The organism is Vibrio sp. 2092, assembly GCF_033339635.1.
In the GTDB taxonomy this organism is placed as follows: domain Bacteria; phylum Pseudomonadota; class Gammaproteobacteria; order Enterobacterales; family Vibrionaceae; genus Vibrio; species Vibrio alginolyticus.
Genome location: NZ_JAWOUY010000009.1, coordinates 61331 through 84350, shown reverse-complemented (window position 1 = coordinate 84350; position 23020 = coordinate 61331). Strand labels below are relative to the sequence as shown.

17 protein-coding genes and 1 pseudogene are annotated in these 23020 nt (G+C 46.6%); 12 read left to right on the top strand and 6 right to left on the bottom strand.

The features are described from left to right. Positions 1–488: 488 nt before the first annotated feature. Positions 489–1172, top strand: coding sequence for a hypothetical protein (locus R7P80_RS16265; RefSeq protein ID WP_225491747.1), 684 nt, complete (start codon positions 489–491; stop codon positions 1170–1172). A 195-nt stretch (positions 1173–1367) separates the two neighbouring features. On the opposite strand, the gene R7P80_RS16260 is transcribed toward R7P80_RS16265, so the two are convergent. Next, a complete protein-coding gene (locus R7P80_RS16260; protein ID WP_005375456.1) occupies positions 1368–1733 on the bottom strand; it encodes a winged helix-turn-helix transcriptional regulator in 366 nt (121 codons plus the stop codon). A gap of 167 nt (positions 1734–1900) precedes the next feature. Next, positions 1901–2485: an NAD(P)H-dependent oxidoreductase gene (locus R7P80_RS16255; protein WP_054730289.1), complete on the bottom strand. Its 585-nt coding sequence runs from the start codon at positions 2483–2485 to the stop codon at positions 1901–1903. A 270-nt stretch (positions 2486–2755) separates the two neighbouring features. Between R7P80_RS16255 and R7P80_RS16250 the strand changes: the two genes are divergently transcribed. Both R7P80_RS16250 and arsB read left to right on the top strand, forming a co-directional pair. Next, positions 2756–3097, top strand: a complete 342-nt coding sequence (locus tag R7P80_RS16250; RefSeq protein ID WP_005375451.1) for an ArsR/SmtB family transcription factor — start codon at positions 2756–2758, stop codon at positions 3095–3097. 85 nt (positions 3098–3182) lie between these two features. Beyond that, positions 3183–4238, top strand: a complete 1056-nt coding sequence (gene arsB, locus R7P80_RS16245) for an ACR3 family arsenite efflux transporter (RefSeq protein ID WP_005375449.1) — start codon at positions 3183–3185, stop codon at positions 4236–4238. 36 nt (positions 4239–4274) lie between these two features. Here arsB and R7P80_RS16240 read toward each other — a convergent pair whose 3' ends face one another. Further along, the gene (locus R7P80_RS16240) at positions 4275–5054 is read right to left on the bottom strand and encodes an AraC family transcriptional regulator (RefSeq protein WP_136976486.1); all 780 of its coding nucleotides are present in this window, start codon (positions 5052–5054) and stop codon (positions 4275–4277) included. Positions 5055–5073: 19 nt separating this feature from the next. Next, positions 5074–5607: a YbhB/YbcL family Raf kinase inhibitor-like protein gene (locus R7P80_RS16235; RefSeq protein WP_005375444.1), complete on the bottom strand. Its 534-nt coding sequence runs from the start codon at positions 5605–5607 to the stop codon at positions 5074–5076. 187 nt (positions 5608–5794) lie between these two features. On the opposite strand from R7P80_RS16235, the pseudogene R7P80_RS16230 reads away from it, so the two are divergent. The 4 genes and pseudogenes from R7P80_RS16230 (at position 5795) to R7P80_RS16215 (ending at position 9772) form a co-directional block, all read left to right on the top strand. After that, positions 5795–6586: pseudogene (locus R7P80_RS16230) on the top strand (PhzF family phenazine biosynthesis protein). Between the two features lie 207 nt (positions 6587–6793). Continuing rightward, the gene (locus tag R7P80_RS16225; protein WP_406707483.1) at positions 6794–7744 is read left to right on the top strand and encodes an HlyD family secretion protein; all 951 of its coding nucleotides are present in this window, start codon (positions 6794–6796) and stop codon (positions 7742–7744) included. A 4-nt stretch (positions 7745–7748) separates the two neighbouring features. Continuing rightward, positions 7749–8675: an ATP-binding cassette domain-containing protein gene (locus R7P80_RS16220; RefSeq protein ID WP_206225731.1), complete on the top strand. Its 927-nt coding sequence runs from the start codon at positions 7749–7751 to the stop codon at positions 8673–8675. Next, positions 8675–9772 carry an ABC transporter permease gene (locus R7P80_RS16215; RefSeq protein ID WP_225491766.1) on the top strand — a complete coding sequence of 366 codons (1098 nt, stop codon included), beginning with the start codon at positions 8675–8677 and terminating at the stop codon, positions 9770–9772. The genes R7P80_RS16220 and R7P80_RS16215 overlap by 1 nt, the downstream gene beginning before the upstream one ends. Before the next feature lie 109 nt (positions 9773–9881). Here the strand turns inward: R7P80_RS16215 and R7P80_RS16210 are convergent, their stop codons facing one another. Further along, a complete protein-coding gene (locus R7P80_RS16210) occupies positions 9882–10253 on the bottom strand; it encodes a hypothetical protein (protein WP_005375433.1) in 372 nt (123 codons plus the stop codon). A gap of 391 nt (positions 10254–10644) precedes the next feature. Then, entirely contained in the window at positions 10645–14883 is a 4239-nt protein-coding gene (gene fdhF / locus R7P80_RS16205) for a formate dehydrogenase subunit alpha (RefSeq protein ID WP_225491748.1), read from the bottom strand. 315 nt (positions 14884–15198) lie between these two features. Here fdhF and R7P80_RS16200 point away from each other — a divergent pair, with 315 nt between their 5' ends. The 5 genes from R7P80_RS16200 (at position 15199) to copI (ending at position 22857) form a co-directional block, all read left to right on the top strand. Next, the gene (locus R7P80_RS16200; protein WP_005385128.1) at positions 15199–15621 is read left to right on the top strand and encodes a hypothetical protein; all 423 of its coding nucleotides are present in this window, start codon (positions 15199–15201) and stop codon (positions 15619–15621) included. 135 nt (positions 15622–15756) lie between these two features. Next, positions 15757–17148, top strand: coding sequence for a TolC family protein (locus R7P80_RS16195; RefSeq protein ID WP_225491749.1), 1392 nt, complete (start codon positions 15757–15759; stop codon positions 17146–17148). A 164-nt stretch (positions 17149–17312) separates the two neighbouring features. Continuing rightward, a complete protein-coding gene (locus R7P80_RS16190; RefSeq protein WP_225491750.1) occupies positions 17313–19031 on the top strand; it encodes an efflux RND transporter periplasmic adaptor subunit in 1719 nt (572 codons plus the stop codon). 2 nt (positions 19032–19033) lie between these two features. Then, complete coding sequence (locus R7P80_RS16185) at positions 19034–22213, top strand: efflux RND transporter permease subunit (protein ID WP_138941877.1); 3180 nt, start codon at positions 19034–19036, stop codon at positions 22211–22213. A 77-nt stretch (positions 22214–22290) separates the two neighbouring features. Continuing rightward, on the top strand, positions 22291–22857 hold the full coding sequence (copI, locus tag R7P80_RS16180) for a copper-resistant cuproprotein CopI (protein ID WP_225491751.1): 567 nt from the start codon (positions 22291–22293) through the stop codon (positions 22855–22857). Positions 22858–23020 lie beyond the last annotated feature (163 nt).

Below are 23020 nucleotides of genomic sequence, written 5' to 3'. Positions count from 1 at the left end.
TCTATCCTTAAATAAGCTAGGATTCTTGCCTCAGTGAGAATAACTTGGAATGCATATCAGATCCGTGAGATCTGATATGTATCAACAAGTTGGAAATAGAGTCCTTGTTCATTATACAACGCCTTGATGAAAAACAAGATCAGTGAAGCTCAGGCTCCCCTCAAACGACGTTAAGTATTTACTTCTAAGTCACTTTCACGATAAATACATGAAATTAAGACTAAAAACTTAGACTTAACGGATATATAAATCATAACGGTACCTACACAAGTAGTTGGCTAGCGATTATTATCCTATTGCAACTCACAATTGTGCAATTCTAATAATTCATACCATAAATGAAAACATAGATACCGTAAGAGACAAAATAAAAGCAAACGATTAAATTACCAATAAAACACCGTTCAATTAAAATAAAAAACATTTCACTTTATAAAAATGTAATTAATCGTTATTTGCAATCACACATCTTAATTGAGAAATACAGTATGAATAAAATCTCTTTGCTTTATATGGCCATTTGTATCGGATTAGTTGGATGCGGTTCAGGAGGAAGCGACAACGATCCAGCAAAAGATATACATCCCACCATTTCAAATCCGGAACAAGTCAACGCAATGACGGTGGACAAAGGTCATTTCTATTGTTCTGTAAACCAACAAAAACTGGAACACGGAGGGACATCTGCAACTATGTCCTACCTGATTGAAAAGAAAAGAAATTCTACGGTTGTCGACGATTATGAATGTACCGAATACGGTTTAAAGAAAGGTGAGTCAATTATCGTCACTAAAAGTGCAATTGAAAACTTTTCATACTCAAAACATTATAAAAGCACGAAGAAGAATGACATTAATAGGTTTAAAATCATCTACCCTACAGGGCTTACGACTCCGATTAATAAAGATTATGAAAAAATTACGGTCACGTATAATACGGAGAGACCTGACGTTAACATTAAGATAATTCAATATTTTGACGAAAAGTCTAAATTATATACCATCAAAAAATATGAAAGCCACGTTAAAGACAACTCACCAATAGGTTTAGTTGAGAAAGAGGAATTCGATAAATATTCCGATTTTGAAAAGAAACTGGAATTAAATAGTGCTTTTTTAAATTCAACTGAAGTGAGTGATTTATTCTACAACTTATTAAGTATGATAAAATAATAACTAAAAATCAAAAACTTAAAAAGTACGATTATGCTCAAGTAGCTTCGATATGCCTGACTCGAAAGAGTACGTTGTTTTACGAAACAAATTACGATTTGAATGAAGCACATCTAAGTTACTTGGGTATAAACGGCGATGTATTGTTAATCAGCTTTCAAAAGAGAGTGACGTTTGCGATTAACTACTTTGGTCTTAACGAAGCTCAATTTGATGCTTTTCAGACCAAATTCGCAAATCATCAAGAATCTTAAGTGCGGTACGGCCGAACTCTGTTAGTTCATAGCTGACTGCAATTGGGCGGTCGCTGATCACTTTACGCACCACCATACCTTCCGCTTCTAGCTCTTTAAGACGTTGGTCGATCATCTTTTTACTTGCACCGCCTAGCATGCGTGCTAAGTCATTGAAACGAACTGGGCCGTCTTTCAAATGATAAATCAGAGAACCTTTCCATTTACCACCAATTAAACGCATCCCTTTCTCGATAGCACATGGCTCCGCACATACGTTCGCCACTGACTTACGACCTTTGCTATCTACACTGATTCTGCTTTCCACAATACACCTCAAGATACGCACCTAATCTAGGTAACGAAAAGTAAGCTAGATACATTTAGTGCTTTAGAGTAATAAAAACGTCACCTCGCCGCAAACAAATAAAAATGGACCGCGTACAGCAGTCCATCTCAATTAATCATTCAGTTCGCACTATCTTTCTAAAAGGATTAGAAGTTTTCGTTAATGTGAGCTTCGAAACGAACAAAATCGTTTTCGATATCTGCGTTCTTCATCACGTCGTAGCAAGCGAATGTAGGTAATGCTGACATACCAAAGAAGCGGAAGTTAGCATGCATGTGGAACATCAAATCGTCCACGCCTTTACCTTGGAATAGGTATTCGCTCTCATCATCAAACGATTCTTCTGGCGCGTTGAATGTCAGTGACAGCATGTATTTGCTGTTGGTTTGAGTGCCGCCTGTACCATAGTTTTTCTTTGGTTCTTCTGCGCTACGGCCATCGAATGCACATAGTGCGCCGCCCATACCCGCAGTAAACACTTCGTCCATGTATTTTTTGAATGACCAAGGCACAGACATCCAGTTGATTGGGCTTTGGATGATCACGCGATCAGCCCACTCAAAGTGTGCGAGTTGCTCATCTACGTTGATCTCATCTTGCATTGTCACAACGCGAACCTCATGGCCTTTTGCTTGCAGAAGCGTCTGTGCTTTGTCGACAAGAGAAGCATTTAGACGACCTTCTGAATATGGTGATGGTTCGTGTGCATTGATGATCAGTACGTTGCTCATGGGATTACCTTTAAATAAGTTCACAAGATGACGCAGTAACCATTGTGCGTCGGGTGTGGTTTATTATGGTAACCTAGAAATATAGTGCAATTAGTTAACTTTTAGTAACCTACTTAATTTTTTATTATATCACTGTTTTTAAAACATATATTTTTTCAATTTTTTATTCATCGTTATTTTACGATTAATTTTTTCATCGAGTTGTTGCATCTTCCACAGAGCAGGCGTACACTTTATCGCAATTCGACGATTAACTATTAAGGCCAGCGAATGAGTGATAAGTGTAAGGACACGTGCGAAGTTGTTTTTCAGACAACGCAACAACAGCTCGAGAAAGAACAAACTCTCGCAGCACAAGCAAAAGCTTTGTCGCATCCAGCACGTTTGCGCATTCTGCATATCCTGCACACGCTCGATACCATGGGCGGTTGTTTGAACAGTGATTTGGTTTCTGAACTGGGTCTTGCGCAATCTACTGTTTCCGAGCACTTGCGTATTCTCAAGCAAGCAGGCTTTATCAGCGCCGAGCCAAACCCACCTAAGGTGTGTTACCGCATTCAACGCGACGCGTTTGATCAGTTCAATCTAGGATTTTCCAAGTTATTTGATTAATGCCCTTTGCACGCTGTTAAGGCGTGCAGAGATAAACTATACCTTTAAATATCGCCTTTCGACGATAAACGAATAAGAGAACACTATGACTACTCAAGTTTTAAATAGTGCCAGCGACAAAATGAGCTTCTTGGACCGTTACCTAACGGTGTGGATTTTTGTGGCAATGGCAATCGGTGTAGGTATTGGCGCAGCATTCCCTCAAGTTGCTGAGTGGAACGAGTCAATGTCAGTTGGTAGCACAAACGTACCGCTAGCGATTGGTTTGATTTTGATGATGTACCCGCCACTCGCAAAGGTGAACTACAACTTGCTAGGCACAGTGACGAAAGATAAAAAAGCGATCACGCTGTCTTTAGTCATGAACTGGATTGTCGGCCCTATTTTGATGTTCATCCTTGCATTGACTTTCCTAGGTGATCATCCGGGTTACATGGTTGGTATCATTCTGATTGGTCTTGCTCGTTGTATTGCCATGGTATTGGTATGGAACGATATCGGTGGCGGTAACAAAGAATACGGTGCAGCCCTAGTTGCACTAAACAGCGCTTTCCAAATCGTGACTTACAGTGTGATGGCATGGTTGTTCATCACTGTGTTGCCACCAGTCTTTGGTTACGAAGGTTTCGTGGTTGATATCTCGATGATGGACATCGCGGAAAGCGTTCTGATTTACCTTGGTATCCCATTCCTAGCGGGCTTCCTAAGCCGCAAATGGCTGGTCGCTGCGAAAGGTGAACAATGGTACAACGACGTGTTCATCCCACGCATTTCACCAATTACGCTTATCGCCCTGCTTGCGACCATCGTACTGATGTTCAGCTTGAAAGGTGAAATGATTCTTGAACTGCCAATGGATGTATTCCGTGTAGCAATTCCACTGGCTATCTACTTTGTGTTGATGTTCTTTGTCAGCTTCTTCGTTGGTAAGAAAATGGGCATTGACTACGACAAAAACGCGTCGATTGCTTTCACGGCAACAGGCAACAACTTTGAATTGGCAATTGCGGTTTCTATCGCGGTGTTTGGCCTAAACTCAGACCAAGCTTTTGCTGGTGTCATTGGCCCGCTGATCGAAGTGCCGGTATTGATTGCTTTGGTGAACGTAGCATTGCGAATGAAAACCAAATATTATGGTTAACCTAAAAAGCACAAAAAATACAAAAGCGGTAAAACATTAACTCACCACCGTTTTAATATACTCACTGGGCGTTAGGCCGAACTTACTTTTAAAGCGTTGGCTAAAACGCCCCTCTGACTGATAACCACACAACTGTGCAAGCAGCGCAACGTTATACGAGCCATTTTGCATCAAGTAAAGTGCGTGATTTAAGCGCACTTCTGCCAATACTTCGCGATACTGGGTACCTTCTTGTTTCAGTTTTCGTATCAATGTTGCTCGGCTCATAGAAAAGTGCCCCGCGACCATGTCTAATGAATGCTCCTCCCCTGGAGAGCGCGATAAGTAACGACTAAGTTTCTGACTAAAAGAGATATGTGAACTCGAGAACAACCGATGCAATAACCCTCTCTCAGCTAGCTGCTGATATAGGCCCATAATCCAATAGCGTTGTGTCGCTTCACTTAAGCTTTCCCGCTCAAACGAAAACAAAGCATTTAACGTCGCTTGCAATGCTTTATCTGTCTCAACAACGGGTACATAGTTTCCTAATGCGTTGCTCATGCTTAGCTCCAACATTTCATCGCTAGGCACACAGTGAAAACTGAACATTCGAGAAAGAAATCGCCCTTGTAGAGGAAGATTTTCAAAATTTAGGGATGCATTTGCTTCACAAAGCATGATATTTGGATGATGGATGTCGAGTACTTCGTCTTTCCAGAAAAGATGTTTACTCCCCTTAACAATCTGAATAATGCTTGGGGAGTGAATCCTGACATTACGAAGCTTCTGCTGCTGCTCCGCACGAAACAGCGTAACCTGATATTGGTGACCCATTCTCTCCCCTTATATTCAATTATCGCGTGTAAGTCGTGGTTAATGTCGCTTTACCCAAAGCAACACTATTCAAAGTAAACCCTACAATGGCTGGTGGCGTGTTTTCATCCAAATTCAGTTCTTCAGTTGGCAATGCCCACACCGTAAACTGGTAACGATGCATCCCATCATTCTTTGGAGGACACGCGCCGCCGAACCCCGTTGTGCCGTAGTCAATACGAGATTCTTTGCCGCCTAACTTGTTCATATCAATGCCTCGAGGCAGCTCGCTAACGGTGGATGGAATATTAAACGCTATCCAATGCCAAAAACCACTGCCTGTTGGCGCATCGGGGTCATACACGGTGATCGCAAAACTTTTTGTGCCCTTTGGAGCTTCTTTCCACATCAATTGTGGTGATTGATTCCCGCCATCACATCCCCAACCAGAGTATTCAAATGTCTTCGCCATCGGGTGGCCTTCTTGAATATCTCTACTCACGAGTTCAAATGCATGGGCAGAACCGACCGCAAAAACACTCAATGCCAAAACTGATTTGTAGATCGCTTTCATGTTTTTCTTCCTTTCAATGAATTCAACACTAGTGTAAGTACCCAGCAGTCCGAATCCTTGTCAGTAAGTATCAAAAAACACAAAATAATCTATAATTTTGACACTTTAAGATTCTAACACAAATTTCTTACTCTCTTAATTGCACTTGGTTTATGCTAATTAATCGCTCACGGAACAAGGAAGGAAAATGGAATTGGATATCTACGTGGTGGACGCCTTCACCGATACGCAATTCAAAGGCAACTCAGCAGCGGTGATACCGTTAGAGGAATGGCTAACCCCAGAATTGATGCAAAATATCGCGACAGAAAACAACTTATCAGAGACGGCTTTCCTAAAGTCCATTGGCGCAAACCAATATGAGATTCGTTGGTTCTCTCCGATTACTGAAATCGATTTCTGTGGACACGCAACACTGGCCTCTTCGTTAGTTCTGTTTGATGAGTTTGGCATTAATGGCACGATTGAATTTCATACTCTGGAAGTAGGGACCCTCACCGTAGAGAAGAATGCGCAAGGTAAGATCGAGATGACGTTCCCTGCTCGTCCTCCAAAAGCCGTTTCTGATATTCCCTCGGCATTGATTGATGGCCTAAGTTGCGATGTGGAACGCGTACTGCTTAGCCCTCAAGCGTATTTCGTGGTGGTCGGCAACCAGTAGGAGGTACTTGAGGTTCAATACCGTTCAGAGCACCTCAAGACACTCGCTCCTTACGATGTGGTCGTTACCGCGAAAGGTGATCAACAAGACTTTGTATCGCGTTACTTTTGGCCTGCAAATGGTGGTGACGAAGACCCCGTAACTGGCTCGATTCACGCTGGGTTAGCACCGTTCTGGGCAGAAGCGTTAGGCAAAACATCACTGGTCGCTTACCAAGCTTCTCAGCGCGGAGGCATTTTGCACTGTGAAGTTACTGGCGAACAAGTAAGAGTATCTGGCGACGGCGTGCTCTACATGAAACGCAAGATTTTTGTTTAAATGATATTCATGTAATCAACTTAAAAGAGCCAAGTAAAGCACGGCTTCCGCAGGATCAAGCCAGCTTCAATAATTAATCAATTGATGAATATTGAAGGAATTAACTTCCTAGCCGGACAAAACTGACTCACGTTACACTGAATGCAGTCCCACACTCTTCTATAGCTTGATACGAATTCGAGTTCACCTTCTTAGAGGAAGCGTCGCATGATGAAGCGAATCATTCTTGGCACCCTAGCCCTGACTCTTTTAACTGCCTGTTCCAAAGATGACGGACAGCAAGCCCTTGGCACACTGGAACGTGACCGCGTAACCTTTACTGCTACCTCTAGCGAGATAATTCGTGCCCTACCCATTAAGGAAGGCAGCCAAGTCACCGAAGGAGAAGTGCTGGTTCAGCTCGATACAAAGAACCAAGAAGCCGTTTTAGCTCACGCCGTAGCCGAACAAGCCAAGGCTGACGCTTATCTTTTGAAATTGACCAATGGTGAGCGACCAGAAGACATTGCCGCAGCGCAAGCACGTGTTGCCAGAGCGGAAGCTCAATTGGTTGAAGCGCAAAAGAACTACCAACGTAAAGCGGAGTTAGTTCGTAAAAAACTCATCAGCCAATCAGAGAAAGACACCGCTTTAGCAGCCAGAGATTCTGCCCGTGCAGAGCTAGACTCCTCACAAGAAGAGTTCAGCAAACTGACCGCTGGCTCTCGTCCTGAAGATATTGAACAAGCGAAAGCCGCACTCATGGCAGCAAAGGCTGATGTGGCGCTGCAAGAACAGAAACTGGCAGAACTCACCATCACCGCAACGAGAGATGGCTTGTTAGATAACCTACCGTTTAACCTTGGTGAACGCGTTCCTGTGAATGGCATTGTTGCCGTAATTCAAGCGAGCCGCGTCCCATACGCCCGTGTTTATGTTCCTGCCAATTATCGAGTCGACTTTGTGCCGGGTAAAACGGTTAACGTGCATGTAGATGGTGTTGATCAACCATATAGCGGCACCGTTCGTTGGGTTGCGACAGAGCCTTCATTTACGCCTTATTTCGCGCTTACCGAGGAAGAACGCTCTCGTTTGATGTACCTAGCAGAAGTCGACCTTCAAGACTCAGCAAAATCCTTGCCTTCAGGTATACCAGCGCAAGTGGATTTGGTGGAGTAAGCCAATGACCGAATTCGCGATTCAAGCTGAAAATGTAGTGAAGAAGTTTGGTGACTTCACCGCCATCAACAACATCACGCTTAATGTGCCCAAAGGCAGTATTTATGGTTTTCTTGGCCCCAACGGCTGCGGTAAATCAACAACCATTCGTGTGCTGACTGGCTTGCTTAGCCCAAGTGAGGGCAATGTCGATGTACTCGGGCTAGAGATCCCAAAACAATCTGAGCTTCTGCGCCTCAAGATTGGCTACATGACGCAAAAGTTCTCCCTATATGATGACCTGACGGTTCAAGAGAATCTTGAGTTTATTGGACAAATCTTTGGTATGGAAACCAAGGCTCTGAAAGCTCGCATCGAAGAACAACTATCCACCTACGGTCTCGACCAACTACGTAAACAGCGCGTCGGCGGAATGAGTGGCGGTCAGAAGCAGCGCTTGTCTCTCGCCGCAGCCACTATGCATAAACCAGAACTGTTGTTCCTCGATGAACCCACGTCTGCGGTTGACCCAGAGAACCGACGCGATTTCTGGGAGCAATTGTTTGCTCTCTCTGACCAAGGCACGACGATTCTGGTCACTACGCACTACATGGACGAAGCAGAACGCTGTCATCGTCTAGCGATTATGGAAGCCGGGGAAATCCGCGCCGATGGTGAGCCAGAAGAACTCATGGCGCAAATGGGCGTTAACATCGTCGAAGTCAAAGCGGACAACCTACGCGAGCTAAAAGAGAAAGTCATTCAGCGCGAAGAAGTACGCTCAGCCGCACAGCTCGGCATTCGCTTACGCATTTTGATCCACCAGCACATCGAACAACCGATCGAATGGTTAACCCAAATCTTTCCTGAGCTTGAGGGCTGCGAGATGAACATTGCTCGCCCGAGCTTGGAAGATGTGTTTGTCAGCGTGACGGGAGAAGGTCGCCAATGATGAAATCTATTGCCCGCATGAAAGCGGTGATGATCAAAGAGATCCGTCAGCTTTCACGTGACCGCATTACCTTTGGCATGGTCGTAATGATCCCCCTGATTCAGCTTCTGCTATTCGGCTTTGCCATTAATACGGATATTCGCGACATCCCCGTTGGCGTCGTCGATCAAAGTGGCAGTACTGCCGGGCGTGTAATTACCGAGTCCGTCAAAGTCACGCAAGTGGTCGATGTGGTCGAAACCTTCGCTACCGCATCAGAAGCAGAACAAGCCATTCAAGACGGTTTGGTGCGAGCGGCTTTAATTCTGCCTAGCGACTTAACCCAACGTATGGTGCAAGGGCGAGAGCTTGGGCAGTGGATTGTAGATGGTTCAGACACCATGATCAGCTCGGCAATTCTCTCACTACAAACCATGCCGTTAACGGATTTTGATTTTGAGATACGCCCTGCCCCAACCAAAACCTTTGAAGTTACGCTGTATTACAACCCGAGTCGGCGCTCGGCGGTGAACATTGTCCCCGGTTTATTGGGCGTGATTCTGACTATGACGATGATCTTGTTCACCAGTGCAGCCATTGTTCGAGAACGAGAACGCGGCAATTTGGAGTTACTGATTACTACGCCAATCCACTCCATCGAGCTCATGGTGGCGAAGATCATTCCCTACATCTTTGTTGGTCTGATTCAGGTGTTTATCATTTTAGGCTTGGGGCACTGGATATTTGGTGTGCCGATAAACGGCGCCATTAGTCAGATATTGTTTGGCACGCTGTTGTTTATCGCCGCGAGTTTAACCTTAGGTCTGGTGATATCCACCATTGCGACGACACAACTTCAGGCCATGCAGATGACGGTGTTTATTCTTTTGCCGTCGATTCTTCTGTCCGGATTTATGTTCCCTTATGAAGGAATGCCCGTCGCGGCACAATGGATATCAGAAGCGCTGCCTGCTACCCACTTTATGCGAATTATTCGTGGCGTGGTGCTGCGTGGTGCCGACCTAATGGAGCTATGGCGAGATACAGTTTGGTTACTTGGATTTACCGTTATCGGCCTTATTGTCGCTTCATTTCGCTTCAAAAAATCACTCGACTAATCCCACGATATTGCGTTCATTCCTTAAAAACAAAAATAGCCCCAACGAAGGGCTATTTTTTGTTTCTGTATTCATACACTGTGCTATCGAGCTCAACTCTCAGACAATATTAATAGTACTCACCGTAGGAACAATCTCGTAAATCGGAAATATTGTAGTTTTTCAAAGAGTTTATTTTAAAGTTGAACACTACCTGTTTACAGACAACGCCTTCGCGATCCGTGTACGTGATAATACCTTCACTGTACGCACGCTGACCATCAGAGGATGTCACGTCAGCAACAAGTTCCAAATGGCCCTTATGCGCGTCTACGCGATTCATCATCTCAAACACATCTACCCACTCTTCGCGATTTGCCATTTGTATTAGCATGGACTTCGCCTGTGTTTCCAACTGCTGGGGGTATACATAATAACGGTTGTAACCAAAGTATGCGCACATAAGTAATAAAACGAGTGCAAATGAGGTTGTTCTTGTCATACAAGCTTCCTCTTGTTGTTATAAAAATCTTGCTTCGTTAATTCAGTATAGGAAGCGAGCAAAGTTTAGGTTATAGAACTTGCCCAAATAACAGAGGACAGTCAGAGACAGTCAATTCTATGACAAGCTCAACAACAAACTTTATTGCACTCTCATCATGGGCTTGAACAAAAATACGCCATAGAGACAGTAAGAAGTAAGAAGTAAGAAGTAAGAAGTAAGAAGTAAGAAGGGAAAACTAACCGGAGCGCGGTGATAACAGAAAAGTAAAAGGAGTTTGAAGAAAAAGACAATCCGAGTGAATGTAGTGAGAGCGGAAATCAAGATTAGATTATCCGCCCATCAACTAGGCTCAAATTGTCAGTGACCACAACAACGCGACTCACCGAATTTAAACGTGTTGGTAACTATCTTCGAGAGACTCTGTCTGCGTTGTTTTCTCGCTCACTTCCACTTTAACCGCAGCGACCTTGAACTCAGGGATCTTCGCATGCGGGTCAGTCGCGGTTGTCGTTAGGCGGTTGACTGGCGATTCAACAAAGTGGAATGGAATAAACACCACACCTTTTTGAATCCGCTTAGTCACAAAGGCATCAATCTCAATGCTGCCGCGACGTGTAGACACTGTCAGACGCTGACCATTACTGATGCCAAGTGCTTCTGCGTCTTCGACGCTCACCATCGCACGTGGTCCAGCAAGATTATCCAACCCTTTGGTTTTGCGCGTCATGGTGCCAGTGTGGAACTGCTCAAGTACACGACCCGTCGTTAACACAAGTGGGTACTCTTCATCTGGCAGCTCAGCCGCATAACGGAACGGTACACCCACCATTTGCCCTTTACCACGAGTAAACTGGGTTTGGTGCATGATGCGAGTACCCGCAGGGTTGTTCTTGTTGCTAGGCCATTGCACACCGTTTGGCGTAATCGCATCCCAACGAAGACCCGCGTATTGAGGGGTCACGCGTGCGATTTCATTGGTGATATCAGACACGCAGTGGTAATCCCAATCACTGCCCATGGCATTGGCAATTTTTTGAATAATCCACCAATCTTCTTTCGCTTCACCCGGTGCCGTTACGACCGGATTCACACGCTGTACACGACGTTCTGTATTGGTGAAGTGACCCGCTTTCTCTGCAAACGAGCAAGAAGGCAGAACCACATCCGCGTATTGCGCAGTCTCCGTTAGGAAGATGTCTTGAACAACCAAGAAGTCGAGTGCTTCTAAACCTTCAATCACATGCGCTTGGTTCGGGTCACTCAACACTGGGTTCTCACCCATGATGTACATACCACGAACGTCACGATGGCAAGCCGCATCAATGATTTCTGTCAGGGTTAGACCTTGCTCAGAAGGCAGATTTGGCGCATTCCATTCAATCGCAAACTTCTGACGCACAATTGGGTTGTATACCTTTTGGTAGCCCGGGAAGCTGTTTGGCAACGCGCCCATATCACACGCGCCTTGCACGTTAGATTGACCACGTAGCGGGTTAATACCACCACCTTCAATACCGATGTTGCCACACAGCAATTGCAAGTTAGCGATAGAACGCACGTTGTCATGACCTGTCGTATGCTGAGTGATACCCATCGAATAGTAAACAGCCGTACGATCTGCCGTACCGATCATGCGCGCCATTGCTTGAATGTCTTCGGCTTTTACGCCCGTAACCAACTCCACTTTATCGAGGTTGTAAGCTGGTGACATTACTTCTTGCAACAAGGTATCAAAGCCGTCGACACGTTCTTCAATGTACTCTTGATCGTACCAACCGTTCTTGATGATCTGCTGCATGACGCCATTTAAAAGCATCACATCTGTACCCGGACGGTGCGCCATATACAGCTCAGCATGCTCTGCCATATCGACACGTTTCGGGTCAGCCACAATCAAGCGAGCGCCGTGGTGACGAATTGCTTGTTTAATGTGTGAAGCGATGATCGGGTGTGCTGATGTGGTATCCGAACCAATAATAAAGATCACATCCGAGTGCTTAATACTTGGGATGTCATTGGTCATTGCACCACTACCCAGTGACGCCTCAAGACCGGTTACACTCGATGCGTGACACAAACGCGCACAGTGATCGACGTTATTGGTGCCCAGTTCACGACGGACAAATTTTTGGAACGCATAGTTGTCTTCGTTGGTGGTTTTCGCTGAAGAGAAACCCGCCAATGCGTTGCTGCCAAAATCTTGCTTGATGCCTGAGAACTTGCTCGCAATCAGTTGAATCGCCTCTTCCCAGCTTGCAGGTTGCAGCCAACCGTCTTTACGGATCAATGGCGTGGTAAGACGCTCTTCACTGCCAATGAAATCAAAACCAAAGCGCCCTTTCACACACAACATGCCTTGGTTCACTGGCGAGTCACCACCCTTCACGTAACGAATCGTATTGGTTGCTTCGTCCACGAACATAGTCAACTTACAACCCACACCACAGTACGTACAGATGGTGTCGACCGCTTTCAGATCTTCAGTACGGCCTTGCGAACGGTCACGACTATCGACCATTGCGCCCGTTGGACACACTTGAACGCACGCGCCACATTGCACGCAGTTCGAATCGCCCATCAGAGTTAAACCATTCTTGTTACTTCCAAAGTGTGGACGATCGTCAGGACGTAATGCCGGACGACCTTGTTTATCGCACACAAAGTTCAGTACGCCGTGTACAGCTTTGTCGCGACAAGCTTGGATACACTGACCACAGCTAATACAGCGGTTGGCATCAAACTCAATAAACTCAGAGCTACGGTCAACTTCGTACTTATGACGCAAGTCTTTCGCACGAAGATCTAACCAATCTTGATGCGATTTAATCTGTAAGGAGAAGTCAAAGCTTTGCTCAGCTTCATATTCGGTGGAGTAATCACGCAGCGCACAATCGGTATTTGCCTGACAGCCACATTCAAGGCAGCGTGCCGCTTCCTTCATCGCTTCTTCGTTATCAAAGCCCAACTCCACTTCAGCGAAACTTTGCTCGCGTTGTGCTGGAGTCAGCTCTGGCATGATAGAGCGAGCGACTTTCTGGATGTTCTCGAAGTGAAGCGGATCGACTTGAGAGAGTTTCTTCTCTTTGCGCGAGTTGAACGCCGCCTTTGGCATATCCGCCATATCGCCATTCAAAAACAGGTCAATGGCTTTTGCCGCAACGCGACCATCACCCACCGCTTCAACTGCCGTTGCAGGACCACGGCGGAAATCACCAATACTGAAGATGTTGCCCGTGCCGGTGTGCATGGTCTTTTCATCTGCATCAGAGGTGTTCCAACGCGTAAGCGGAATCGACAAATCTTCACCTTCGAGGAAACTCAGATCTGGCTTTTGCGATACTGCCGCAATCACGGTGTCGAACTCTTCGGTAAAGAACTCGCCGGTTGGTTTTGGGCTTCGACGACCAGATGCATCCGGCTCTCCCAACGCCATGCGCTCTAGGCGAATCGCATTCACGCGTCCGGTTTCATCGGCAAGGTTTTCTGCCGGGTTGGTTAAGAAGTGGAATTTCACCCCTTCGTGTTCCGCTTCGACAATCTCGTAGTCTTCTGCCGGCATTTCGTCACGAGTACGACGATAAATCAACGTGGTGTCTGCACCAGCTCGACGCGCAGTGCGAGCACAGTCAATTGCTGTGTTACCACCACCGATCACCGCGACTTTCTGACCCGTTACATAGTTTTGCTCAGTAACGTAATCTTTCAGGTAATCAACGCCTAAGTAGCAACCTTCAAGGTCACTGCCTGTGTAATGCATTTCGACCGCTTGAGACGCACCGACCGCCAAACACACTGCGTCGTATTCTTCACTCAATTGAGAAAGTGTGAAATCCACACCCAGCTTTTGATTGGTGTGAACTTGCATGCCATTGCGGCACATCAGTTCGATTTCTTTATCGAGAATGTCTTTTGGTAGGCGATATTCAGGAATACCATAACGCAACCAACCGCCCGCTTTTGGCATGGATTCAAAGACAGTGACGTCGTAGCCTTCATTCGATAAGTAGTAGCCAGCCGTTAGACCACCAGGACCACTGCCTACGACGGCAATGTTCAAACCTTTGCTTGATTTCTTTTCTGGTACATAGGCTTCATGCGCAGACAAATCCGCATCCGCGGCATGACGTTTTAGCTGACGAATTGCAATAGGCTCATCGACTAACGAGCGGCGACATTCGCTCTCACAAAATGCTGGGCATACACGGCCAATCGATAGTGGCATAGGAAGCGTACGCTTAATCACTTCAATCGCTTTTTGATGATCGTTCTGTGCAATGTGATAAAGGTACGATTGGATATCCACGCCCGCAGGACATGCGGTTTTACATGGCGCTTCACAATCGGCGTAATGATCCGTCATGATGCGGTTAAGTGCTTTTCTGCGGTGCTCGCTTAGTTGTTCTGATTGCGTGACCACATTAAGGCCGCGGTAAACTTCGAGTTCACACGCACGCTTAGTGCCGCCACTTTCGACTTCAACTACACACAAGTCACACGGTACTTTTTCATTACTTTTGTTCATTCCGCACAGTGATGGGATCTCGACCCCACACACTTTTGCTGCTTCTAAAAGGGTTAGACCCTCTTCTACAATTCTATATTTTCCATCGATGACAATTTCTATCATGCAACCCCCGCAGCAAAGCAAATCCAAATCTGCACAAGTAAAACCATGCATTCTATAAGGATAATCATTTGTAAGACAAGTTAGTGTGATGTAAAACTTATAAACCACATTTTTCACGTGTCATAAAAAGCGAGGGCTTCTTTCGCTAACTTTCAACACTCGGTGTTTAACAAACGTTTTACTCCCTCGAAAGTGCGAAAACTGAAGGGTTGGACTATTTTGATAATAAGAGTAATAAATGATTGACCTTACCCTTAGGTTAACCTTTAGAATCGAAGGGTTTTCATCATTTTCATCAAACACATGGGAAAGGGTATGCACTTAAAATCACTGCATACAATCTGGTTAACTCTCTTCACGACGCTAGTGCTATTAGTATCTAGTGTGGCGAACAGTGAGCCGTTGATGAATATTCAAATGATGTCTACTGGCATGGCTCATCATCCTTCTATGATGAGTGACAGCGAACACTGCGGTATGCCTGGCATGATGGACGTATCCATGACTGACACTTCTATGTCCGAAGATGGCGATGCAAGAGAAACCAGCATGAACTGTGGTGGAGGCTCCGGCATGGTTCATACCTGCTGTACTGCCGCGTGTACGATAGTTTTCGTCCCCCTACCGAATCCTATCAATAGCCCAATGCCCGTCGTCTATCGCGCAACTATTACTCCTGAAGTTGCTTCCCCAGTCGTACACGTCAGCCGCGACCTATACCGACCTCCTATAGCCTAAATCCATCCTAGCATTCGACCCTGCGCGTGTATCGCAGGTTGTTTTAATGCGCCTGAACGATGAGGTAACAAGGCTTTACTGTTCCCGCAATAAAATCCGCACCTCCATCGATCCGGCGAACACTGGATTTAGATTATGGATATCAAACCATACCGCTTAGCTGCACCTATTTTTATGGTGGCTCTGGTCGCTGCGCCAACCTTGGTTAACGCCGCTGGTAAAGAGACGCACGCAGCGCAAAATTCCGCATCAAGTGAGCGAGCTTCGACGACCAAGCTTGCCCAACTGATCAACGTCGCTTTGAGTAACGATGGCAATCGTAAGCAATACTCAGCGCAATCTGCTGCCATGCGTGAAACGGGCGTCGCGAGTGCGACCTTGATGGACCCAAAACTAAAAGTAGGTTTTGGTGGCTTGCCTGTCGACAGCTTCAAATTCGATGAAGACCCAATGACCAACATCTCCGTTGGTTTAATGCAACAGTTTGAGCGTGGCTCTACGCTTGATTTACAGCAGAAGAAAGCCAATCAACAAGCCGACGGCCTTGGGCTTCAAGTTCATGCTCGTGAGCTTGAGGTAGCCAACAGCATGACTCAACTTTGGTTAGAGCTTGGTTACCAGCAACGCGCTGAGCAAATCTTGCTTGAGAACCGCAAGTTGATGAAGGAGATGGAAAGCTTTATTCAAACCAACTATTCGATTGGTAAGAGTGAAGCGCAAGACCTACTCAATGCTCAATTACAAGTCAGCAAGTTGGATGAGAAACTGCAAGCCAACGCACAAATGCAACGTCGTCTTATCTCTCAACTCTCCGAATGGTTGGGGTCAGATTGGTTGGCGAATGAACAGGCCCTGCATGCGAGCAATCAACTTAATTGGGACACACTGAACAGCAAACTTGCTGCCAGTCAGGGTTCCACCAAGCATTATCAGCAACTCAGCCAACACCCGATGGTTAAGATGGCCGACGTCAGCATTTCTGCCAATAAAACGCAGGTGGAAATTGCTGAGCAAGCCTACAACCCGCAGTTTGGCGTCGAAGTAATGTACGCCTACCGCCAAGCCGACAACATGATGGGTGAACCCGCATCAGACTTGGTCAGCGCTTACCTCACCATGGACATTCCGTTGTTTACGGGTGACCGCCAAGATCGCAATCTCGCGGCCGCTCAATACCAAGTTGGCGCGGCACAATCACAAAAGGACACCTTACTAACGCAGATGAATGCCAAGGTGAACACTCTTTTGGTTGATCGCGGCAACTTAACCCAACGCTTAGAACGTTATCAATCCACCTTATTGCCTCAAGCGAAAGCGCGCATTCAAGCCGTCGAGCGGGGTTATCAAAACAACACAGCGCAGTTTAACGATGTGATTTCTGCCACTACTGACGAGTTGGCTCTGCAATTAGAGCAACAACGTCTGCTGACCGATCTCAACATCGCAAACAGCAATTTAGCCACCCTACTCGGTGGTTTCGACTACCAAGTGGCTTCACCGGAAGCTCGCTCTATTTCGACATATTAATTTGTGATTCCCCAAGACAGTTGGGGCTGCAGCTAGGCGGCAAACGAGAGAATCCCATGAGCACTTTCCCTAACAAACTAAGGGATCTGCTATGTGATTTGGGTGAACGAGAGCAGGCAACAACGCTGTAGCGTCAAATGTGAAGGGGAAAATAAGGTAAAACAATGAAAACATTTAAGATTGCAACCATCGCGCTGATTGTTGGTGGTGCTTTAGGGTTTGGTGCTAATCATTTTCTTGCGGGCTCGACTCACGACATGAGTGCGATGGGTGGCGAATCTGCTGCAAGTTCTAATGATCCGCTTTACTGGGTTGCCCCAATGGATCCGAACTACAAACGCGACAAGCCGGGTAAGTCCCCAATGGGCATGGATTTGATTCCGGTTTACGCAGAAGACCTATCCGGTGAACAAGACGCACCGGGTACAGTGACTATTGACCCTTCAGTAGAAAATAACCTCGGGGTTAAAACCGCAAACGCGACACTACAGCAATTATCACCACGCATCGAAACCGTTGGTTATATTGCCTTTGATGAAAGTCTGTTATGGCAAACCAACGTTCGTGTGGCGGGTTGGGTAGAAAAACTCTACATCAATGCCGTGGGTGAGAAAGTGAAGAAAGGCGATGTGCTTTTCACGCTCTACTCTCCAGAACTGGTTAAAGCACAAGAAGAATTGCTGAATGCGTACCGCACTGGCCGCAAAGTTCTTGTAAAAGGCGCGACCGAACGCTTGGTAACGCTTGGTGTTGACCGCGCTCAAATCAAATCCATTACTCGTAATGGTAAAGCATCGCAAACCATTGAAATCAAAGCGCCTGCTGATGGCGTTATCGCGAGCTTAAACGTGCGTGAAGGTGGCTATTTATCCCCTGCTCAAGCGGTGATCAGTGCGGGTCCCTTGGACAATGTTTGGGTTGATGCAGAAGTCTTTGAGCGTCAAGCGCACTGGATGAAAGCGGGTTCTCAAGCCACGATGACCCTTGACGCGATTCCGGGTAATGAATGGCAAGGTGTTGTCGATTACGTGTACCCAATCCTTGATCCGAAAACACGTACGTTGCGTGTGCGCCTTAAATTCCCTAACCCAGATGGCGCATTGAAGCCAAACATGTTCGCCAATATTGCCTTGCAGCCTGTTACTGACGACGCAGTATTAACGATTCCTAAATCATCTGTTATTCGCTCTGGCGGTATGACTCGCGTTGTTCTGGCTGAGGGCGAAGGCAAATACCGCTCAGCTCGAATTGAAGTTGGCCGTGAAGCTGGCGAACAAATCGAAGTATTACAAGGACTTAAACAAGGCGATAAGATCGTTACTTCATCTCACTTCATGCTCGACTCTGAATCAAGCCAGTCGGCGGATCTGTCTCGCATCAATGGTGTAGAAGCAGCGGCAGAAACGGCATGGGCTAAAGGTGAGATCACGGATGTGATGAAAGATCACCGCATGCTGACCATCAACCATCAGCCTGTACCAGAATGGGATTGGCCAGGCATGGTGATGAACTTTACTTTTGCTGATGGCGTCGAGATGGGTGACTTGAAAAAAGGCCAGGCTATCGAATTTGAAATGCAAAAGACGGAGTCCGGTCAGTACCAAATCATCGACTATAAGGCAGACAACAGCGTCATTGCCGCAGAAGTTTGGCTAACTGGTGACATTAGCATGCTGATGGCCGACTTTGGCATGATCACCTTAAACCACCTACCGGTTGCAGAATGGAACTGGGATGCTAGCGAGATGAACTTCTCTGTGGGTGAAAACGTTGATCTATCGGGTTTTGAAGAAGGACAGAAAGTTCGGTTTCTAGTTGAAAAACAAGGATCTGACTATGTTCTTAAACAGCTAGTTCCTGCAACATCAGCCGTCGAGGGTTAATTATGATCAATGCTATTATTCGTTGGTCACTGAGCAACCGATTCCTAGTGTTGGTCGCGACCTTAGCCCTTGTATTAGGCGGACTTTACAGTGTAAAGAATACGCCTGTTGATGCGATTCCGGATCTTTCTGATGTACAAGTGATCATCAAGACAAGCTATCCGGGTCAAGCTCCTCAAGTCGTCGAGGATCAAGTTACTTACCCACTCACCACCGCCATGCTTGCCGTGCCGGGTGCTGAGACAGTTCGTGGCTACTCTTTCTTTGGTGACTCTTACGTTTATATCATTTTCAACGATGATACCGACATGTACTGGGCACGTTCACGTGTGTTGGAGTACTTAAGCCAAGTAGCACCAAAGCTGCCACCAAACGCAAAACCAACGCTAGGTCCTGATGCAACGGGTGTGGGCTGGGTTTACAGCTACGTATTACAAGACAAAACCGGCAAGCATGATTTGGCGGATCTTCGCAGCCTGCAAGACTGGTTCTTGAAGTACGAATTGCAAACCGTTGATGGCGTTTCTGAAGTCGCTACCGTGGGCGGTATGGTGAAGCAGTATCAAGTGCAGATTGACCCTGCCAAGCTTCGTGCTTACAACCTCACTCTGCAACAAGTGAACATGGCAATCCAAAACGGTAACCAAGAAACCGGCGCGTCCGTTATCGAAGTGGCCGAAGCCGAGCACATGGTTCGTACCACGGGTTACTTAACCAGCATTGAAGACATCAAATCACTGCCTCTCAAAGTCACCGAGAAAGGCACGCCGTTGCTATTAGGAGATATCGCAGACATTAACCTTGGTCCTCAAATGCGCCGTGGTATCTCAGAGCTGAATGGCGAAGGTGAAGCGGTAGGTGGTGTTATCGTGATGCGCTTTGGTGAGAACGCCAGTGAAGTGATTGCGAAAGTCAAAGACAAACTCGCAGACCTACAACGCAGCCTGCCAGAAGGCGTGGAAATTGTTGCAACTTACGATCGCTCTACCCTTATCGATTCAGCGGTAGAAAACCTATGGAAGAAGCTTGCAGAAGAGTTCATCGTCGTCGCGATTGTGTGTGCGTTGTTCCTGTTCCACATTCGTTCTTCATTGGTTATCGCTCTGAGCCTACCGGTTGGTATTCTTAGTGCGTTTATCGTAATGCATTGGCAAGGCATCAACGCCAACATCATGTCCCTTGGTGGTATCGCGATTGCCATCGGTGCCATGGTGGATGGTGCAATCGTTATGATTGAAAACGTTCACAAGCACATTGAGCGAACGCCACTAACCGACAAGAACCGCTGGCAAGTAATTGGCAAAGCTGCAGAAGAGGTTGGCGCACCGCTGTTCTTCTCGTTGCTGATCATTACTCTTAGCTTCGTACCAGTGTTCGCCTTAGAAGGTCAGGAAGGCAAGATGTTCTCGCCGCTTGCGTTCACTAAGACTTACGCCATGGCAGCGGCAGCAGGTTTGGCAATCACACTCGTCCCAGTACTCATGGGCTACTTCATTCGCGGTAAGGTGTTACCGGAACACAAAAACCCGGTTAACCGCGGCTTGGTAGCGCTGTATCGCCCGCTGTTGAACACCAGCTTAAAATACCCTAAGACCATGATTGTTATCGCATTAGGTCTAATGGCATCGGCTTACTACCCAACCAGTAAACTGGGTAGCGAGTTCATCCCGCCGCTGGATGAAGGCGACTTGATGTACATGCCAACGACCTATCCGGGTATCTCAATTGGTAAGGCGCGTGAGCTTCTACAACAGACCAACAAGCTGATCAAAACCGTTCCAGAAGTGAAAACCGTATGGGGCAAGATTGGCCGAGCTGAGACCGCAACCGATCCAGCACCACTCACCATGATCGAAACCGTGATTCAGTTGAAGCCACGCGATCAATGGCGTGAAGGCGTAACAACCGAGTCACTGCGCAAAGAGTTCGATAAGCTGGTTCAGTTCCCTGGTCTTACTAACGCTTGGGTAATGCCGATCAAAACCCGTATCGACATGCTGGCAACGGGTATCAAAACCCCTATCGGCATTAAGATCGCCGGACCCGATCTGAAAGTGATTGAGAAGATCGGTTCTCAGTTGGAGCCAATTCTTAATGGCGTACAAGGCACGGCATCGGTTTACGCAGAACGTGTAGCAGGTGGTCGTTATGTCACGATCGACATTAAACGTCGTGCCGCAGCGCGTTATGGCTTAAGCATCAAAGACGTTCAGCAAGTGATCTCCACTGCGGTGGGTGGCATGAATGTGGGTGAAACCATTGAAGGCTTGGAGCGTTACCCAATCAACGTTCGTTACCCACAAGACTACCGTGATTCAGTGGTTAAACTGCAAAACCTACCATTAGTCACACCAAATGGCGCTCGTATTGCGCTGGCTGATGTAGCGGACATTCGTTACGAAGACGGCCCTCCGATGATCAAGACGGAAAACGCGCGTCCAAACGGCTGGGTATTTGTCGACATCGATGGTCGTGACCTTGGCTCTTACGTCGTAGAAGCGCAACAAGTTGTTGCTGATCAATTGGAGCTTCCTGCGGGTTACTCGCTGGCTTGGTCTGGTCAATACGAATACATGGAGCGTGCGAAAGACCGCTTGAGCGTCGTGGTACCAATCACCATTGCAATAATTATGCTGCTGCTTTACTTCAGCTTCCGTCGCGTTGGCGAAGTGATGATCATCATGCTTACCCTACCGCTCGCTATGGTCGGTGGTTTGTGGCTCATGCATATCCTCAACTACAACTTCTCGATTGCCGTTGGGGTCGGCTTTATTGCCCTAGCAGGTGTCGCGGTTGAAATTGGGGTCATCATGCTCGTCTACCTCAACCAAGCATGGCACTACAAGAAGCTGGATGCGGAAGAGAGCCAACAGAAGCTTGAAGCGAAAGATCTAACCGATGCCATTCGTGAAGGTGCAGGCCTACGTGTTCGCCCAGTAATGATGACGGTACTGACGGTCATTATTGGTCTGATTCCGATCATGTACGGCGAAGGGACAGGATCAGAAGTGATGCAACGTATCGCTGCACCAATGATTGGCGGTATGGCATCAGCACTGCTGCTGACGCTGTTAGTGCTTCCAGCCATCTTCAAGCTGTGGAAACAACGTGAGTTGCGCCAAAGCAATGCGACTAATCACCAAGCTAGCACACAAGCTAGTGATGTAAACAACAACGCTTAATCCCTACCTTCCCCTCAAACATGCCGTTTTGAGGGGAAGCAACCAAGTTATTAATGAATTAAAACAAGGATATAAAAATGAAAAAGACACTAATCACTCTTGCTCTAGCCCTAACAACAACGACTGCGTTTGCCCAAATGGATCATTCAAACATGGACCACGCGAACATGGATCATAGCAACATGAAGCATGAAAACATGGACCACGGCAGCATGAAGATGGACCACAGTAAAATGGACCATTCAAACATGATGGATATGCCGGGCATGTCGGCAGTAGGTATGCCAGCAAAAGGCGCAAAGCCAGACAAAGTGGTACACGTACTCTTGGGTGATGACATGACAATCAAGTTCAAGAAAGACGTTAAAATTGAGCCAAACGATGTGGTGCAATTTGTTGTGATGAACACCGGTAAGATCAACCACGAGTTTACGATTGGTTCGGCTAAAGAGCAGCTAGAACATCGCGAAATGATGAAGACGATGAGCGGCGATCACATGCATGACTCAGGCAACGCAGTTACGGTGGAACCAGGTAAAGCGAAGCAATTACAGTGGCACTTCCACGGTGACAACAAGGTTGAGTTCGCGTGCAACATTCCGGGCCATGCAGAATCGGGCATGGTTAAAAAGATTGAACTGTAAGTAATTATCCAAATAGACAAAGGAGCTGATGATTCAGCTCCTTTTATTTCTGGATCAAACTATTCGTTAGCTCATGATAAGAAATTCTGAGCCAGTGTCTCTCGCTAAGATATTTTTGTGACCGAATCACCGACGTAATATATAAGCCAAACTACAGGCCTTG

Bases quoted from the DNA above. Each gene is read 5' to 3' on its own strand.
- R7P80_RS16215 (WP_225491766.1), top strand. From the start codon at position 8,675: ATGAAATCTATTGCCCGCATGAAAGCGGTGATGATCAAAGAGATCCGT.
- arsB (WP_005375449.1), top strand. From the start codon at position 3,183: ATGACTACTCAAGTTTTAAATAGTGCCAGCGACAAAATGAGCTTCTTG.
- R7P80_RS16190 (WP_225491750.1), top strand. From the start codon at position 17,313: ATGAAAACATTTAAGATTGCAACCATCGCGCTGATTGTTGGTGGTGCT.
- R7P80_RS16200 (WP_005385128.1), top strand. From the start codon at position 15,199: ATGCACTTAAAATCACTGCATACAATCTGGTTAACTCTCTTCACGACG.
- R7P80_RS16265 (WP_225491747.1), top strand. From the start codon at position 489: ATGAATAAAATCTCTTTGCTTTATATGGCCATTTGTATCGGATTAGTT.
- fdhF (WP_225491748.1), bottom strand. From the start codon at position 14,883: ATGATAGAAATTGTCATCGATGGAAAATATAGAATTGTAGAAGAGGGT.
- R7P80_RS16185 (WP_138941877.1), top strand. From the start codon at position 19,034: ATGATCAATGCTATTATTCGTTGGTCACTGAGCAACCGATTCCTAGTG.
- R7P80_RS16220 (WP_206225731.1), top strand. From the start codon at position 7,749: ATGACCGAATTCGCGATTCAAGCTGAAAATGTAGTGAAGAAGTTTGGT.
- R7P80_RS16195 (WP_225491749.1), top strand. From the start codon at position 15,757: ATGGATATCAAACCATACCGCTTAGCTGCACCTATTTTTATGGTGGCT.
- R7P80_RS16235 (WP_005375444.1), bottom strand. From the start codon at position 5,607: ATGAAAGCGATCTACAAATCAGTTTTGGCATTGAGTGTTTTTGCGGTC.
- R7P80_RS16255 (WP_054730289.1), bottom strand. From the start codon at position 2,485: ATGAGCAACGTACTGATCATCAATGCACACGAACCATCACCATATTCA.
- R7P80_RS16225 (WP_406707483.1), top strand. From the start codon at position 6,794: ATGATGAAGCGAATCATTCTTGGCACCCTAGCCCTGACTCTTTTAACT.
- R7P80_RS16210 (WP_005375433.1), bottom strand. From the start codon at position 10,253: ATGACAAGAACAACCTCATTTGCACTCGTTTTATTACTTATGTGCGCA.
- copI (WP_225491751.1), top strand. From the start codon at position 22,291: ATGAAAAAGACACTAATCACTCTTGCTCTAGCCCTAACAACAACGACT.
- R7P80_RS16250 (WP_005375451.1), top strand. From the start codon at position 2,756: ATGAGTGATAAGTGTAAGGACACGTGCGAAGTTGTTTTTCAGACAACG.
- R7P80_RS16240 (WP_136976486.1), bottom strand. From the start codon at position 5,054: ATGGGTCACCAATATCAGGTTACGCTGTTTCGTGCGGAGCAGCAGCAG.